This is a genomic window from Streptomyces sp. MZ04, assembly GCF_004684775.1.
Lineage (GTDB): Bacteria > Actinomycetota > Actinomycetes > Streptomycetales > Streptomycetaceae > Streptomyces.
Window position 1 is genome coordinate 1 of sequence record NZ_SRIC01000239.1, and the last position, 13,132, is coordinate 13,132.

The window sequence follows — 13,132 nt, forward strand, 5'->3', positions numbered from 1 at the left end:
CTCCCCCACAGCGACAAGCCCCCCGAAGGCCAGCGCGATCCCCCCTTCGGCGACGCCGTGCCAGAGGGTCCAGCCGAGAGCGAGCAGGGTGAGCAGCCCGGCAGAGCCGTAGACCAGCACCGCCACCGTTGTGGGCAGGCGTTCCGCACGGCCGAACGACAAAGAGGCGCTCACCGTGCTGCCGAACCCGGTGCAGCGGGAATCTCGGAAGCCTCCCGCCGGGGCGACGGCACACCCCCCGCGACATCGGCAGTCACCTCCGGATTCCACCCGTACCGCTCCAGCGCCCGCCGCAACGCGGAAACCATCGCCGGATCGAACTGCGCCCCCGCGCACCGGGACAGCTCGGCCACAGCGGCATCGACCGGCCGCCCCCGCCGATAGGACCGCGTGGACGTCATGGCGTCAAAGGCGTCCGCAACCGCCACCACCCGCGCGAACTCGGGAATCTGCCGCCCCACGAGCCCGTAGGGATACCCGCTCCCGTCGATCCGCTCGTGGTGATGGAGGATCGCCGCCCGCGCCTCCCCGAGGAACCCGATCCCGCGCACCATCTCGTGCCCGTACTCGGGATGCAGCTCGATGACCCGCCGCTCCTGGGGCGTCAGCGGCCCGTCCTTCCGCAGCAGCCGCGTCGGTACGCCGAGCTTGCCGACGTCGTGCAGGATCCCGGCGAACCGCAGGCTCTCCACCCGCTCGTCCGCCATGCCCAGCTCGCGGGCGATCATCACCGAGGCGCGGCCCACCCGCTCGCTGTGCCCGCGTGTGTACCGGTCCTTGATGTCGACGGCCTGCACGAGCGCCCGGATCGTGGCCTGGTGGGCGGCCCGCTCGCGGTGGTACTGCGCGAACACCCAGCAGGAGACGCCCATCGGAAGCAGCACGAGCAGCGCGGCGAGCGGCCCGTAGGGGCTGCGCCACAGCACCGCCATCATCAGACCGGCGAGCCCGTGCACCGCGACCGGCGCGAACGACCGCAGGAAGAGCCCCCGCCACGCGGTCCGCACCGGCACCCGTTCCGCGGTGGCGAGAATGCCGCCGTCCAGGACGGTCAGTACGACGGAGAAGGCGAGGACGGCGGCTCCCGCGGGCGCGAGCGCGTACGGAAAATCGGCCGCGACCACCGCGGCGGGACCACCGCACGCCCCGTACACCAGGGCCGACGCCCAGGCGGCCAGGGCGAGTTGGGCGGCGCGCCAGACCCTGCGCACCCACCGGGGGCGTCGCTCCACGCGGGCGAGGAGCGCTCCCGGCAGCGCGACGAGCGCCGCGGCGGCGGGCGGCAGCAGGAACACGGCGGCGAGCAGTACCGGGAAGAACGTGCCGAGGCCGTTCGGCGCGCGGCGGCCGATGACCCGGCACCGCGTGACCTGCTCACATCCGGCGTAGAGCGCGGCGAGCAGCGCCCCGGCGGCCCACGGCGTGCGCGCGCTCAGCGCGGGCGCGACACAGGCCGCGGCGCCCAGGGCGACGCACAGGATGTAGGCGCGGGCCCACGGAGCGATGGACCGCATGGCACTGTCTCCTCCCCCGTGATCCTCCATGACCGACATGGCCACGTTCCGAGGATCCGGAGAGTAGAACGGCTACCCCCCACTCCGAGCCCCGCGTGCGGAAATTGGCACGTACGAGTGACAGTGGACAGAAAGAAGGCAGGCCGTGACGCGTTTCCGTCACGGCCTGCCAACGCTCAACTACGGGAAGTTCAGGCTTCCGTCACATCGTGCTCCGGCACGGCCTCGCCCGAGCGGATCAGATCGATCCGCCCCATGACCTTGGCCCGCAGGTCGACGGGCACGTCGTCGTGACCGCAGCAGCGCTTCACCAGCTTCTTGACGGCCTGTTCGAGGCCGTACTTCTCCAGGCACGGAGAGCACTCCTCGAAGTGCGTCTCGAACTTGGTGCAGTCGCTGTCCGGCATCTCCCGGTCCAGGAACTCGTACAAATGGTCCAGGACTTCACTGCAATCCGTCTCGTGCGGCTCTCCGCAGCTCATGAGCCTGAGCCTTTCGCTTCGTTCGACGACTCTGACGCGGCGCCGGCGGGGACGAGGCCGCGGTCGCGGGCGTAGTCCTCGAGCATGCCGCGCAGTTGGCGACGGCCGCGGTGCAACCGGGACATCACCGTACCGATGGGTGTCCCCATAATGTCCGCGATCTCCTTGTACGCAAAGCCCTCTACGTCGGCCAGATAGACGGCGATGCGGAATTCCTCGGGGATCGCCTGCAGGGCGGACTTCACGTCCGAGTCCGGCAGGTGGTCCAGCGCCTGCGACTCGGCCGAGCGCAGACCGGTGGACATGTGCGACTCGGCGCGTGCGAGCTGCCAGTCCTCGATCTCCTCGGCGGCGCTGCGCTGGGGCTCGCGCTGCTTCTTGCGGTACGAGTTGATGAACGTGTTGGTGAGGATGCGGTACAGCCAGGCCTTGAGGTTGGTGCCCTCACGGAACTGGTGGAACGACGCGTACGCCTTCGCGTAGGTCTCCTGCACCAGATCCTCGGCGTCCGCCGGGTTGCGCGTCATGCGCAGCGCCGCCGAGTACATCTGGTCGAGGAAGCCAAGGGCGTCCCGCTCGAAGCGGGCCGTGCGCTCCGCGGGCGTCTCAGCGTTTCCCTCGGGTCGCTCCGCCTGGCCGTGCTCGGCACCTGCGTCGGTCCCAGTGACCGGACCCACCTCCTCCGAAGACGTGGTGAGACCGAAAGCAGCCCCACTCGAATCGGAGGATAGACGACGATCCGGTCCCGCCGCCGCTCGAATAGGAGCGGTCTTGGGCGCGCTCAGCACCGTCCACTCCAGGTCAGAGGCACTGGTGCGGGAAAAAGAAGATGCCGGGCTCTGCCCGTCCGCAGAAGGGCGGTGGCGGGAGACGGGCGGGCAGATGGTCGAACCCATGCGGCGGACTTCCTCTCGTACGAACAGCGTTTAACGTCTGTTCCGCACAACAGAGGTCACGCACCCAACATTCCCGCCCACCGTGTGACGCCATCCGTGAGGATCGTCATGGCCTCGGCCTCGTCGATCGGGGCGCGCTTGGGGATCGCGAATCCGTGATCGCCGAAGGGCACTTCCATCAGTTCGTACGTTCCCTCGGGGAACTCGGCGGGCTTCCCGAAGGGGTCGTTGCCGCCCTGGACGACGAGCGTGGGCACACCGGCCCCCAGCAGTTCGTCGGCCCGTGACTTCTCCGGCTTGCCCGGCGGGTGCAGGGGGAAGCTGAGGGCGAGCACGGCGACGGCGCCCAGTTCGGTGGCGGTGCGGCAGGCGACGCGGGCCCCCGCGCTGCGGCCGCCCGCGATCACCGGGAGGCCGGGCTTGGCGAGCGCGGGCCACAGGCCCCGCCATCCCACGTCCAGCGTCTTCGGCGCGGGCGCCACCTTCTTGCCCGCGACGCGCCAGGGCTGCTCGACGAGGGCGACACTCACGCCGTGTGCGGGCAGGGCGGCGGCGATGGCCCGGAGGTCGCGCGCCTCGATGCCGCCGCCCGCGCCGTGGCTGAGGGCCAGCACCAGGCGGGCCTTGCTCTTGGGCGCGGGGTGCCAGGTGATGCGCGCCTCACCGGCGTCCGTCGATGCGATCTCACTCTTGGTCACACCTTTGGTCACACTCTTGGTCACACTCTTGGTCACACTCTTGGTCACATCAGAAGAGTGTGCCTTCTTCGGGCCCCTCCAGCTCCTTCAGCAGCTCCGGGCCGTTGTTGCGTACGTTGCTGACCGCCGTCGACACCGGGTAGGCCCGCATCAGGCCGTGCGGCGGCGGCTCCAGGAGCGGACGCAGGTCGTCGACGTCCGTGCGGGACGGGTCGAGCCAGGCGTCCCAGCGGTCCGGCGTCAGCATCAGCGGCATCCGGGGGTGGATGTCGGCCAGCGAGCGCGGCCCCTCCTTCGGCGCGACCGCCAGGGGCGAGGCCTCCGCCTCCGTGGTGATCACCGTGCAGGTCACCCACCAGGCCAGGGGGTGCTCGTCGGGCAGCGTCCTGTCGCGCCAGAATTCGTAGAGCCCCGCCATGGCGAAGACCGAGCCGTCGGCCGGCGTCACGAAGTACGGCTGCTTGCGCGGCCGCTTCTTCTTGCCCTCGACCTCCAGCTCCCGCTCATCGGCGGCGGTGACCCACTCGTAGTAGCCGTCCGCCGGAATGACGCAGCGGCGGGCGGCGAAGGCCCGGCGGTAGGAGGGCTTCTCGTACACGGTCTCGGCACGCGCGTTGATCATCCGGGCGCCGCCCTCGGGCGTCTTGGCCCAGGACGGGACGAGGCCCCACTTGAGGGTGCGCAGCTGGCGAACCGGGCGACGGTCGTCGGCGTCTTTCAGTGGACGGTCCAGGACCGCGTAGACCTCTTTGGTGGGGGCCACGTTGAAATCGGGGGCGAGCGCCTCCTCGGGCTCCCACTTCTCGATCTCAAAGACTCCTGCGAGATCCTCGGGCCTACGACTCGATGCATACCGTCCGCACATACGTGCCAGACTGCCAGACCCCGTACAGCAGAAGGAGCCGGTCCGAGCAATGCAGAGCACCGCGAACGCCAGCCTGGCCGACCTCTGGGACCGGGTCTTCGGTACGCAGGCCGCGCCCGACGAGTGGCTGGTGATCGTCACCGGCGTCGTCGCCCTCGCCGTCGTCCTCCCGCACGGCGTCTGGCGGGTCGCCCGCAACGCGATCACCATCGCTCACGAGGGCGGCCACGGCCTGATCGCCCTGCTGACCGGGCGCCGCCTCGACGGCATCCGGCTGCACTCCGACACCAGCGGCCTCACCGTCAGCCGCGGCAAGCCCACCGGCATCGGCATGATCCTCACCGCAGCCGCGGGCTACACCGCGCCGCCGCTGCTCGGCCTCGGCGGCGCCGCGCTCCTCGCCGCGGACCGCATCACGGCCTTCCTGTGGATCGCCACGGCGCTGCTCCTCGTGATGCTGGTGATGATCCGCAACGCGTACGGCGCCCTCACCATGGTCATCACCGGCGGCACGTTCCTGCTCGTCTCCTGGCTGACCAGCTCGCAGGTGCAGGCGGCGTTCGCGTACGTGGTGGTGTGGTTCCTGCTCCTCGGCGGTGTGCGTCCCGCGTTCGAGCTGCAGTCCAAGCGCAGGCGCGGGGGCGCGGGCGACTCGGACGCGGACCAGCTGTCGCGGCTCACGCACGTCCCGGCGGGGATGTGGCTCTTCCTCTTCCATGCCGTCTCACTGTGCTCACTGATAGGCGGAGGGCGCTGGCTGCTCGGCCTCTGAGCAGCGACGACGCCCCCCAGTTAACTGCCACTAAAGTGGGGGGCATGACCGTGAACCCAGCGCACAGCACCCTCTGGCCAGCCCCGCACGCGAGCGGAGCCGTCGCCGCGACGGTCCATGTGCCCGGGTCCAAATCGGTCACGAACCGCGCCCTCGTCCTCGCCGCCCTGGCCGCCGAGCCCGGCTGGCTGCGCCGCCCCCTGCGTTCGCGCGACACGCTCCTGATGGCGGGCGCCCTGCGCGCCATGGGCGTCGGCATCGAGGAAGGCGTGGGGCCCGACGGCTCCGGCGAGGCCTGGCGGGTGATCCCCTCCGGCCTGCACGGCCCGGCCACGGTCGACGTCGGCAACGCGGGCACGGTCATGCGCTTCCTGCCCCCGGTCGCGGCCCTGGCCGACGGCCCGATCCGCTTCGACGGCGACCCCCGTTCCTACGAACGGCCGCTGAACGGCGTGATCGACGCCCTGCGCGCCCTCGGCGCCCGTATCGACGACGACAGTCGCGGCGCGCTCCCGCTGACCGTGCACGGCGGCGGCGCCCTGGACGGCGGCCCGGTCGAGATCGACGCCTCGTCCTCCTCCCAGTTCGTGAGCGCCCTGCTGCTCTCGGGCCCGCGCTTCAACCAGGGCGTCGAGGTCCGGCACACCGGCTCCGCGCTGCCCTCCATGCCGCACATCCGGATGACCGTCGACATGCTCCGCGCGGTCGGCGCGCAGGTCGACACCCCGGAGTCGGGCGGCGAGCCGAACGTGTGGCGGGTCACCCCCGGCGCGCTGCTCGGCCGCGACCTGACCGTCGAGCCGGACCTCTCCAACGCCCAGCCGTTCCTGGCCGCGGCCCTGGTCACCGGCGGCACGGTCACGATCCCCGACTGGCCCGCGCACACCACGCAGCCCGGCGACGCGCTGCGCCGGATCTTCACGGAGATGGGCGGCTCCTGCGAACTGACCGAGCAGGGCCTGGTGTTCACCGGCTCCGGCTCGATCCACGGCATCGACGTGGACCTGAGCGAGGTCGGCGAGCTCACCCCCGGCATCGCGGCCGTCGCGGCCCTTGCCGACTCCCCCTCGACCCTGCGCGGCGTCGCCCACCTGCGCCTCCACGAGACGGACCGCCTGGCCGCGCTCACCAAGGAGATCAACGAACTGGGCGGTGACGTCACCGAGACCGCCGACGGCCTGCGCATCCGCCCGCGCCGCCTGCACGGCGGGATCTTCCATACGTACGACGACCACCGCATGGCCACCGCCGGCGCCATCATCGGCCTCGCGGTGGAGGGCGTACAGATCGAGAATGTCGCGACGACGGCGAAGACGCTGCCCGACTTCCCCGACCTCTGGACCGGAATGCTCGGGAACTGACGGGCTGATCCAGACATGCGCCGCTACGGAAAGAACCCCGACGAGGACGACATCCGCGTCCGCCCCAACCGCAAGGGCAACCGCCCCCGCACCCACATCAGGCCCAAGCACGAGGACGCGGCCGAGGGCATGGTCCTCACCGTCGACCGGGGGCGTCTGACCGTCCTGGTCGACGACCGGATCGTGATGGCGATGAAGGCCCGTGAACTGGGGCGCAAGGCCGCCGTGGTGGGCGACCGGGTCGCGGTCGTCGGGGATCTGTCCGGCAAGAAGGACACCCTCGCGCGCATCGTGCGCATCGAGGCGCGTACGTCGGTGCTCCGGCGCACGGCGGACGACGACGACCCCTACGAGCGGGTGGTCGTCGCCAACGCCGACCAGCTGGCCATCGTCACCGCGCTCGCCGACCCGGAGCCGCGCCCGCGCCTGATCGACCGGTGCATCGTGGCGGCGTACGACGGCGGTCTCGAGCCGATCCTCGTGCTGACCAAGTCCGACCTGGCGTCCGCCGACAAGATCCTGGAGACGTACTCCACGCTCGACGTGCCCTATGTCGTCACCAGCCGCGAGGAGTTCACCGACGGCGCGGAGCTGGCCCGGGTGCACGAGCTGCTCGACGGGAAGATCACCGCGTTCGTCGGCCACTCCGGAGTGGGCAAGACGACGCTGGTGAACGCGCTGGTCCCGGAGGGCCGCCGACGCACGACGGGGCACGTCAACGCCGTCACGGGCCGCGGCAGGCACACCACCACGTCCGCCCTCGCGCTCCCCCTCGAGGGCTCCGAAAGCTGGGTGATCGACACTCCGGGCGTACGGTCCTTCGGCCTCCACCACGTCGACCCGTCCCGCGTCATCCACGCCTTCCCCGACCTGGAGGCGGGCACGGAGGGCTGCCCGCGCGCGTGCAGCCACGACGAGCCGGACTGCGCCCTGGACCAGTGGGTGGCGGACGGACACGCGGATCCCGCGCGTCTTTACTCACTGCGCAGGCTGCTCGCAACGCGGGAGCGACGCGACGGCGACTGACCTCACCGTTGTTTGCGCCCCGCGCCCAGCGGCAAGTGCATAATCGCACCAAGACTGATCCAAGCCAGGCGAAGCAGTCACGGAACGTACAGGTGCGGGAGGCAGATACATGGCGTGGCTGCTGGTCATCGTCGCGGGGTTCCTGGAGACCGGTTTCGCGGTCTGCCTGAAGCTCTCGCACGGCTTCACCCGGCTCTGGCCCACGATCAACTTCGCCGCCTTCGCACTCGGCAGCTTCGGCCTGCTCACCCTCGCCCTGCGCAAGCTCGACGTGGGTCCGGCGTACGCGGTCTGGACGGGCATCGGCGCCGCGGGCACCGCGATCTACGGAATGATCTTCCTCGGCGACGTGGTCTCCACCCTCAAGCTTGTCTCCATCTCGCTGGTCATCGTCGGCGTCATCGGCCTCCAGCTCTCGGGCTCCGCGCACTGACACCGGACGCCGGTCACGGATTGCTCCACAATCCGAGGACCCCGCGCACCAGCTCCACCGGGTCCTCGCCCTTCGGCGAGGGCGCGATGACGTACGACAGCGCCATCCGCACGGCGCTCTCGCAGGCCATGGCCAGCGCGTCGTCTTTTTGGGGTTCCCTCGGGCGAGCCCTGCCGTGCAGCGCGTGCACCGACTTGTCCCTTACGAGACCGAGGAGTTCGGCGGGCGTCGGCACTCCCGCGTCCGCGCGCCGCTGGGCCGGCACGGGCGACGAGGAGATTCCGGGGCGGCTCGGCGCGGGCAGCCGTTCGCCCCAGCAGCCGGTGAGCATGGCCCGCACCAGGGCGTTCCCGCGCGCGGCACTGATCGTCCAGGAGGTCACGGCGGCCAGCCGGTCCACGGGGCCGCCCTCCATGGCGAGCGCGCGCTCCACTCCGTGCAGATACTGGTCGGTCTCGCGCCGGAGCAGGGCGCGTGCGAGGCCGTCCTTGCTGCCGAACTCGTTGTAGAGGGTCTGCCGGGAGACCCCGGCGACCGCCGCGACGTCCACCATGCGCACCCCTGGCCACGGGCGGCGGGCGAGCGCCGTATAGGCCGCGTCCAGTAAGGATTCCCGAGCTGCAGGCATCGTCGCCTCCATGGGCCGAGCGGCTCTGCGGCCAGAGTTGACGCGCTCGGGAGCACTGTCAATAGCTCCGGCGCGACCCCGCACGGTATGCGTCATGTCCCGGAATGGCCCGGACATACGGCGCTGTGGCTCAGGCAGAACGAGATCGATACTGTTCACCCATGCCCGACTACCACGATGATCTGCGTCTTGCCCACGTCCTCGCGGACGCCGCCGACGCCGCGACGATGGACCGGTTCAAGGCTCTCGACCTGAAGGTCGAGACCAAGCCGGACATGACGCCGGTGAGCGAGGCCGACAAAGCGGCCGAGGAGCTGATCCGCTCCTCGCTGCAGCGCGCCCGGCCGCGCGACGCGATCCTCGGCGAGGAGTACGGCATCGAGGGCACGGGCCCGCGCCGCTGGGTGATCGACCCGATCGACGGCACCAAGAACTACGTACGCGGCGTCCCGGTCTGGGCCACGCTGATCTCCCTGATGGAGGCCGGCGAGGGTGGCTACCAGCCGGTGGTGGGTGTCGTCTCGGCGCCCGCGCTCGGCCGGCGCTGGTGGGCGGCGAAGGGCGGCGGCGCGTACACCGGGCGCAGCCTGACCTCCGCTTCGCGGCTCAAGGTCTCCAAGGTCTCGCGGATGCGGGACGCGTCCTTCGCGTACTCGTCCCTCACGGGCTGGGAGGAGCAGGGCCGCCTCGACGGGTTCATGGACCTCACGCGCGCGGTCTGGCGCACCCGCGGCTACGGCGACTTCTGGCCGTACATGATGGTCGCCGAGGGCTCGGTCGACATCTGCGCGGAGCCGGAGCTCTCGCTCTGGGACATGGCGGCGACCGCGATCGTCGTCTCCGAGGCGGGCGGCACCTTCACCGGCCTCGACGGCACTCCGGGCCCGCACAGCGGCAACGCGGCCGCGTCCAACGGCCTGCTCCACGACGAGCTGCTCGGATACCTCAACCAGCGCTACTGACGGCGTACGCCACGCGGGTGTACGCCCTGAACCGGCAGCGCGCGCCCCCTTGTTGACGACCCGCATGGCTGCGACTCTGAGAGTCCCCCCACTTGTGAACTTGTGAATCGCTTCTCGTAGCGATTCACTCAGGAGGTGGCTCAAGCCCATGCTCGTCCGCGACGCCATGAGCACGATGGTTCTGACCATCGGCCCCGCCCACACCCTGCGCCAAGCGGCCCATCTGATGTCGAAGCGCAGCGTCGGCGCCGCTGTCGTCCTCGACCCCGACACCTGCGGCCTGGGAATCCTGACCGAGCGCGACGTCCTCAACTCGCTGGGCGCGGGGCAGAACCCCGACGCCGAGACCGCGGGCACCCACACCACGACCGACGTCGTCTTCGCCACCCCGGCGTGGACCCTGGAGGAGGCCGCGGACGCCATGTCGCACGGCGGCTTCCGGCACCTGATCGTCATGGACGGCAACGAACCGATCGGCATCGTCTCCGTCCGCGACATCATCCGCTGCTGGGCGCCGAACCACAGGCGTACACCGACCCTCACGGGCTGAACAGCGACCCTCACGGGCCGAACACGGCGAACGGGCCTGATCCCGAAGGATCAGGCCCGTCTCTCACCTACGACAAGCGGTGTCAGCCACGAAGGGCCTGGACCGCGGCCTCGAGCCGCTTGCCGAAGTCACCGTCCGCCTGGCGGAAGTTGCTGATCGCGCGCTCGGCGATGTCGTCGCGCGAGACGCCCGCGATGTTGCCCGCGAGGTTCTCGATCAGCCGCGCCTTCTCGTCCTCGGACATCAGCCGGTAGAGGTTGCCCGCCTGCACGAAGTCGCTGTCCTCGGAGTGCGAGGGAGCGGCGTGGTCGCCGGTCCCGCCGGTGACGGCGCTGGACACCCACAGCGGCCGGTCCGTCTGGAACGGGCCGCCGAAGGAGTTCGGCTCGTAGTTCTTCGCACCCTTGTGGCGGCCGTCGTACAGAAAACCGTCGCGCGAGTTGGTGCGCGCCTCGGTGGCGTGCGGGCGGTTCACCGGCAGGTGGTCGGCGTTGATGCCGACGCGGTAGCGGTGCGCGTCGCCGTACGCGAAGAGACGGCCCTGGAGCATCTTGTCGGGGGAAGGACCGATGCCCGGCACGAAGTGCGCGGGGCTGAAGATGGCCTGCTCGACCTCGGCGAAGATGTTCTCCGGGTTGCGGTTGAGCTCCAGCTTGCCGATCTCGATCGGCGGGTAGTCCTCGTGCGGCCACACCTTGGTGAGGTCGAACGGGTTGAAGCGGTAGTTCGCCGCGTCGGCCGCCGGCATGATCTGCACCTGCACGGTCCAGGACGGGAACTCGCCGCGCTCGATGGCCTCGCGCAGGTCGCGCTGGTGGGAGTCGGGGTCCTCACCGGCGAGCTTCGCGGCCTCGGCCGCCGTCAGGTTCTCGATGCCCTGGTCGGTCTTGAAGTGGTACTTGACCCAGAAGACCTCGCCGGCCTCGTTGTTCCACTGGAACGTGTGCGAGCCGTAGCCGTTCATGTGGCGGTACGAGGCGGGGATGCCGCGGTCGCCGAACAGCCAGGTCACCTGGTGCGTGCTCTCCGGGCTGAGCCCCCAGAAGTCCCAGACGTTGTCCGCCTCCTGCGAGCCCGTGTACGGGTCGCGCTTCTGGGTGTGGATGAAGTCAGGGAACTTGATGGCGTCCTGTATGAAGAAGACCGGGGTGTTGTTGCCGACGAGGTCGTAATTGCCCTCCTCGGTGTAGAACTTCAGCGCCCAGCCCCGCGGGTCACGCACGGCGTCGGCCGCGCCGAGGTTACCGGCGACCGTCGAGAACCGGAGGAAGGTCTCGGTCTCCTTGCCGACCTCGGAGAGGAACTTCGCCCGCGTCCACTGCGAGACGTCGCGGGTCAGCGTGAACGTGCCGTACGCACCGGCGCCGCGCGCGTGCACGATGCGCTCCGGGATGCGCTCGCGGTTGAAGTGCGCGAGCTTCTCGAGCAGCAGCTGGTCCTGGACCAGTACCGGACCGCCGACGCCCGCGGTCTCGCTGTTCTGGTTGTCGGCGACCGGCGCGCCGGCCTCCGTGGTGAGCGGTCCCTGCGTCACGTGCGCCTCCTGCGAATTTCCTGCGAGTCCTGTCCCTTGGCGTTTGCCGTACTCGATCCTACGATGGACTTTGTCTAAGTCAAGTAAGCATCCAAAGTCACACCCGTTCGGGACCTGGTCCCCCTCCCTGTTAGGCTGACCCTTATGAGTGACCTCTTGGAGCGACTGCGCGGACGCGGATGGCGCATGACCGCACAGCGGCGCGTCGTGGCCGAGGTCCTCGACGGCGAGCACGTCCACCTCACGGCCGACGAGGTGCACTCCCGCGCCGTGGACAAGCTGCCCGAGATCTCCCGGGCGACCGTCTACAACACCCTGGGCGAGCTGGTGACCCTCGGCGAGGTCCTCGAGGTCTCCACGGACCGCAGGGCCAAGCGGTACGACCCGAACGCGCACCGCCCCCACCAGCACCTGGTCTGCGCCCAGTGCGGCGCGATCCGGGACGTCCACCCCACAGGCAACCCCCTGACCAGCCTCCCCGACTCAGAACGCTTCGGCTTCACGGTCGAGGGAGTAGAGGTCACGTACAGGGGCACGTGCCCGAGCTGCGCGGCGGCGTAGCACTTCTTCACCATACGAGCACGAAGCCCCCGGCACCTGATGGCGCCGGGGGCTTCGTGGTTTGCGGGCCGGCTTGTCGGTTTGTGGGCAGGCGTTCCGCACGGCGGAACGGGTGGGCACAAACCGACCACGGTCTGCAGAAAGCAGCGAATCTCAGCCAGGACGGACCCCTTCCCGAATCTGACGCCCCGTCATATCGTGACGGCGCCCAACATCCGCCTGCCCTCCGCAAGGAGACCCCGTGGGAGATCCGCACCCCAAACTAGAAGCCCACGCAGTAACAAGAACCTTCGGCCGAGGCACCAAGGCCGTGGACGCACTGGGCCCCGTGGACCTGAAAATCGCCCCCGGCGAGTTCACCTGCATAGTCGGCCCCTCCGGCTGCGGGAAATCAACACTCCTCCGCATAGCCGCAGGCCTGCTCCGGCCCAGCAAGGGCCAGCTCAAGATCCGCACCGCGGACCCGCGCCCCGCGGCGATGATCTTCCAGGACTACGGCATCTACGACTGGAAAACCGTCCAGGCAAACGTCAGATTCGGCCTGGACATCCAGAAGACCCCCCGCCGCGAGGCGAACGCCCGCGCCACGGCCTTGCTGACCCGCCTCGGCCTCGCCGACTTCGCGGACGCCTACCCCGCCACCCTCTCCGGCGGCATGCGCCAACGCGTGGCCATCGCCCGCGCCCTGGCCGTGGAGCCCGAGATCCTCCTGATGGACGAGCCGTTCGCGGCCCTGGACGCCCAGCTCCGCACCATCCTCCAGGACGAACTCCTCGACCTCACCCAGACCACCCGCACCACCACCCTCTTCCTGTCTCTTATACACATCTGACGCTGCCGACGAATAGCC

14 protein-coding genes and 1 pseudogene are annotated in these 13,132 nt (G+C 70.1%); 8 read left to right on the forward strand and 7 right to left on the reverse strand.

All coding sequences use genetic code 11. From position 1 onward, the window contains the following. Window positions 1-170: 170 nt before the first annotated feature. The 5 genes from E2651_RS33325 to E2651_RS33345 form a co-directional block, all read right to left on the reverse strand. Window positions 171-1,514 carry an HD-GYP domain-containing protein gene (locus E2651_RS33325; protein WP_135334983.1) on the reverse strand — a complete coding sequence of 448 codons (1,344 nt, stop codon included), beginning with the start codon at window positions 1,512-1,514 and terminating at the stop codon, window positions 171-173. 191 nt (window positions 1,515-1,705) lie between these two features. Next, the gene (gene rsrA / locus E2651_RS33330) at window positions 1,706-1,996 is read right to left on the reverse strand and encodes a mycothiol system anti-sigma-R factor (protein ID WP_135334984.1); all 291 of its coding nucleotides are present in this window, start codon (window positions 1,994-1,996) and stop codon (window positions 1,706-1,708) included. After that, window positions 1,993-2,673: a sigma-70 family RNA polymerase sigma factor gene (locus E2651_RS33335; protein WP_167828966.1), complete on the reverse strand. Its 681-nt coding sequence runs from the start codon at window positions 2,671-2,673 to the stop codon at window positions 1,993-1,995. Before E2651_RS33335 ends, rsrA begins: the two co-directional genes overlap by 4 nt. A gap of 275 nt (window positions 2,674-2,948) precedes the next feature. Beyond that, window positions 2,949-3,602, reverse strand: coding sequence for an alpha/beta family hydrolase (locus E2651_RS33340; RefSeq protein WP_167828967.1), 654 nt, complete (start codon window positions 3,600-3,602; stop codon window positions 2,949-2,951). A 37-nt stretch (window positions 3,603-3,639) separates the two neighbouring features. Further along, the gene (locus E2651_RS33345) at window positions 3,640-4,455 is read right to left on the reverse strand and encodes an SOS response-associated peptidase (protein WP_135334985.1); all 816 of its coding nucleotides are present in this window, start codon (window positions 4,453-4,455) and stop codon (window positions 3,640-3,642) included. Window positions 4,456-4,504: 49 nt separating this feature from the next. On the opposite strand from E2651_RS33345, the gene E2651_RS33350 reads away from it, so the two are divergent. The 4 genes from E2651_RS33350 to E2651_RS33365 all read left to right on the forward strand — a co-directional run bounded on the left by E2651_RS33350 (window position 4,505) and on the right by E2651_RS33365 (window position 8,047). Continuing rightward, window positions 4,505-5,227, forward strand: coding sequence for a M50 family metallopeptidase (locus tag E2651_RS33350; protein WP_135334986.1), 723 nt, complete (start codon window positions 4,505-4,507; stop codon window positions 5,225-5,227). A gap of 44 nt (window positions 5,228-5,271) precedes the next feature. Then, entirely contained in the window at window positions 5,272-6,588 is a 1,317-nt protein-coding gene (gene aroA / locus E2651_RS33355; protein ID WP_135334987.1) for a 3-phosphoshikimate 1-carboxyvinyltransferase, read from the forward strand. Window positions 6,589-6,603: 15 nt separating this feature from the next. Beyond that, window positions 6,604-7,614 (forward strand): ribosome small subunit-dependent GTPase A, encoded by a 1,011-nt coding sequence (gene rsgA / locus E2651_RS33360; protein ID WP_135334988.1) that lies wholly within the window; start codon window positions 6,604-6,606, stop codon window positions 7,612-7,614. A 109-nt stretch (window positions 7,615-7,723) separates the two neighbouring features. Beyond that, window positions 7,724-8,047 (forward strand): multidrug efflux SMR transporter, encoded by a 324-nt coding sequence (locus tag E2651_RS33365; protein ID WP_135334989.1) that lies wholly within the window; start codon window positions 7,724-7,726, stop codon window positions 8,045-8,047. A 13-nt stretch (window positions 8,048-8,060) separates the two neighbouring features. Here the strand turns inward: E2651_RS33365 and E2651_RS33370 are convergent, their stop codons facing one another. Next, a complete protein-coding gene (locus tag E2651_RS33370) occupies window positions 8,061-8,675 on the reverse strand; it encodes a TetR/AcrR family transcriptional regulator (RefSeq protein ID WP_135334990.1) in 615 nt (204 codons plus the stop codon). A 161-nt stretch (window positions 8,676-8,836) separates the two neighbouring features. On the opposite strand from E2651_RS33370, the gene hisN reads away from it, so the two are divergent. Further along, the gene (gene hisN / locus E2651_RS33375; protein ID WP_135334991.1) at window positions 8,837-9,637 is read left to right on the forward strand and encodes a histidinol-phosphatase; all 801 of its coding nucleotides are present in this window, start codon (window positions 8,837-8,839) and stop codon (window positions 9,635-9,637) included. A 148-nt stretch (window positions 9,638-9,785) separates the two neighbouring features. Continuing rightward, a complete protein-coding gene (locus E2651_RS33380) occupies window positions 9,786-10,187 on the forward strand; it encodes a CBS domain-containing protein (RefSeq protein WP_135334992.1) in 402 nt (133 codons plus the stop codon). An 82-nt stretch (window positions 10,188-10,269) separates the two neighbouring features. On the opposite strand, the gene E2651_RS33385 is transcribed toward E2651_RS33380, so the two are convergent. Further along, complete coding sequence (locus E2651_RS33385) at window positions 10,270-11,721, reverse strand: catalase (protein WP_135334993.1); 1,452 nt, start codon at window positions 11,719-11,721, stop codon at window positions 10,270-10,272. A 144-nt stretch (window positions 11,722-11,865) separates the two neighbouring features. On the opposite strand from E2651_RS33385, the gene E2651_RS33390 reads away from it, so the two are divergent. Together E2651_RS33390 and E2651_RS33395 are read left to right on the forward strand one after the other, a co-directional pair. Further along, a complete protein-coding gene (locus E2651_RS33390; protein ID WP_135334994.1) occupies window positions 11,866-12,282 on the forward strand; it encodes a Fur family transcriptional regulator in 417 nt (138 codons plus the stop codon). Between the two features lie 241 nt (window positions 12,283-12,523). Then, window positions 12,524-13,099: pseudogene (locus tag E2651_RS33395) on the forward strand (ATP-binding cassette domain-containing protein); the annotation flags it as partial. Window positions 13,100-13,132: the final 33 nt, after the last annotated feature.

Coding starts and splice junctions, on each gene's coding strand:
- aroA (WP_135334987.1), top strand. CDS start 5,272: ATGACCGTGAACCCAGCGCACAGCACCCTCTGGCCAGCCCCGCACGCG.
- E2651_RS33365 (WP_135334989.1), top strand. CDS start 7,724: ATGGCGTGGCTGCTGGTCATCGTCGCGGGGTTCCTGGAGACCGGTTTC.
- E2651_RS33350 (WP_135334986.1), top strand. CDS start 4,505: ATGCAGAGCACCGCGAACGCCAGCCTGGCCGACCTCTGGGACCGGGTC.
- E2651_RS33370 (WP_135334990.1), bottom strand. CDS start 8,675: ATGCCTGCAGCTCGGGAATCCTTACTGGACGCGGCCTATACGGCGCTC.
- hisN (WP_135334991.1), top strand. CDS start 8,837: ATGCCCGACTACCACGATGATCTGCGTCTTGCCCACGTCCTCGCGGAC.
- E2651_RS33345 (WP_135334985.1), bottom strand. CDS start 4,455: ATGTGCGGACGGTATGCATCGAGTCGTAGGCCCGAGGATCTCGCAGGA.
- E2651_RS33390 (WP_135334994.1), top strand. CDS start 11,866: ATGAGTGACCTCTTGGAGCGACTGCGCGGACGCGGATGGCGCATGACC.
- rsrA (WP_135334984.1), bottom strand. CDS start 1,996: ATGAGCTGCGGAGAGCCGCACGAGACGGATTGCAGTGAAGTCCTGGAC.
- rsgA (WP_135334988.1), top strand. CDS start 6,604: ATGCGCCGCTACGGAAAGAACCCCGACGAGGACGACATCCGCGTCCGC.
- E2651_RS33380 (WP_135334992.1), top strand. CDS start 9,786: ATGCTCGTCCGCGACGCCATGAGCACGATGGTTCTGACCATCGGCCCC.
- E2651_RS33325 (WP_135334983.1), bottom strand. CDS start 1,514: ATGCGGTCCATCGCTCCGTGGGCCCGCGCCTACATCCTGTGCGTCGCC.